Source organism: Acinetobacter sp. CAU_H_S170_2 (genome assembly GCF_058890445.1).
On sequence record NZ_JBZYAE010000006.1, the window covers coordinates 1 to 1,986 of the forward strand.

The following is a 1,986-nucleotide window of genomic DNA, read 5'->3' on the forward strand; positions in this document are numbered from 1 at the left end:
AAGATCATTAAGAGATTATGAAGAACAACTTGTGTGGATTTTTACTGATTGATCGATCGAAAATATTTCATTGATTGAAGGTAAAAATTACTCGAAGTTTATTTGAGAAATATTTGTCAGAAAATTGATGAGCCAAGATTTGTAGCCATAAGCTACTAATGATTTTAACTGAAGAGTTTGATCATGGCTCAGATTGAACGCTGGCGGCAGGCTTAACACATGCAAGTCGAGCGGGGAAGGGTAGCTTGCTACCTGACCTAGCGGCGGACGGGTGAGTAATGCTTAGGAATCTGCCTATTAGTGGGGGACAACATTCCGAAAGGAATGCTAATACCGCATACGCCCTACGGGGGAAAGCAGGGGATCTTCGGACCTTGCGCTAATAGATGAGCCTAAGTCAGATTAGCTAGTTGGTGGGGTAAAGGCCTACCAAGGCGACGATCTGTAGCGGGTCTGAGAGGATGATCCGCCACACTGGGACTGAGACACGGCCCAGACTCCTACGGGAGGCAGCAGTGGGGAATATTGGACAATGGGCGAAAGCCTGATCCAGCCATGCCGCGTGTGTGAAGAAGGCCTTTTGGTTGTAAAGCACTTTAAGCGAGGAGGAGGCTACTTGGATTAATACTCTAGGATAGTGGACGTTACTCGCAGAATAAGCACCGGCTAACTCTGTGCCAGCAGCCGCGGTAATACAGAGGGTGCGAGCGTTAATCGGATTTACTGGGCGTAAAGCGTGCGTAGGCGGCTTTTTAAGTCGGATGTGAAATCCCTGAGCTTAACTTAGGAATTGCATTCGATACTGGGAAGCTAGAGTATGGGAGAGGATGGTAGAATTCCAGGTGTAGCGGTGAAATGCGTAGAGATCTGGAGGAATACCGATGGCGAAGGCAGCCATCTGGCCTAATACTGACGCTGAGGTACGAAAGCATGGGGAGCAAACAGGATTAGATACCCTGGTAGTCCATGCCGTAAACGATGTCTACTAGCCGTTGGGGCCTTTGAGGCTTTAGTGGCGCAGCTAACGCGATAAGTAGACCGCCTGGGGAGTACGGTCGCAAGACTAAAACTCAAATGAATTGACGGGGGCCCGCACAAGCGGTGGAGCATGTGGTTTAATTCGATGCAACGCGAAGAACCTTACCTGGTCTTGACATAGTAAGAACTTTCCAGAGATGGATTGGTGCCTTCGGGAACTTACATACAGGTGCTGCATGGCTGTCGTCAGCTCGTGTCGTGAGATGTTGGGTTAAGTCCCGCAACGAGCGCAACCCTTTTCCTTATTTGCCAGCGGGTTAAGCCGGGAACTTTAAGGATACTGCCAGTGACAAACTGGAGGAAGGCGGGGACGACGTCAAGTCATCATGGCCCTTACGACCAGGGCTACACACGTGCTACAATGGTCGGTACAAAGGGTTGCTACCTAGCGATAGGATGCTAATCTCAAAAAGCCGATCGTAGTCCGGATTGGAGTCTGCAACTCGACTCCATGAAGTCGGAATCGCTAGTAATCGCGGATCAGAATGCCGCGGTGAATACGTTCCCGGGCCTTGTACACACCGCCCGTCACACCATGGGAATTTGTTGCACCAGAAGTAGGTAGTCTAACCGCAAGGAGGACGCTTACCACGGTGTGGCCGATGACTGGGGTGAAGTCGTAACAAGGTAGCCGTAGGGGAACCTGCGGCTGGATCACCTCCTTAACGAAAGATTGACGATTGGTAAGAATCCACAACAAGTTGTTCTTCATGACGATGTATCTGAGGGTCTGTAGCTCAGTTGGTTAGAGCACACGCTTGATAAGCGTGGGGTCACAAGTTCAAGTCTTGTCAGACCCACCAAATCTGACTAACAAGCATTGTTAAATGCTGAATACAGAAAACAGAAACATTGACTTATTGATAAGCTGGGGACTTAGCTTAGTTGGTAGAGCGCCTGCTTTGCACGCAGGAGGTCAGGAGTTCGACTCTCCTAGTCTCCACCATA

2 tRNA genes and 1 rRNA gene are annotated in these 1,986 nt (G+C 49.5%); all 3 read left to right on the top strand.

The annotated features are described in order from the left end of the window. Positions 1-165 precede the first annotated feature (165 nt). Positions 166-1,703: ribosomal RNA gene (locus AC5EUN_RS17650) — 16S ribosomal RNA — on the top strand. 61 nt (positions 1,704-1,764) lie between these two features. After that, positions 1,765-1,841, top strand: a tRNA-Ile gene (locus AC5EUN_RS17655). A 67-nt stretch (positions 1,842-1,908) separates the two neighbouring features. Beyond that, positions 1,909-1,984: transfer RNA gene (locus AC5EUN_RS17660), tRNA-Ala, on the top strand. Positions 1,985-1,986 lie beyond the last annotated feature (2 nt).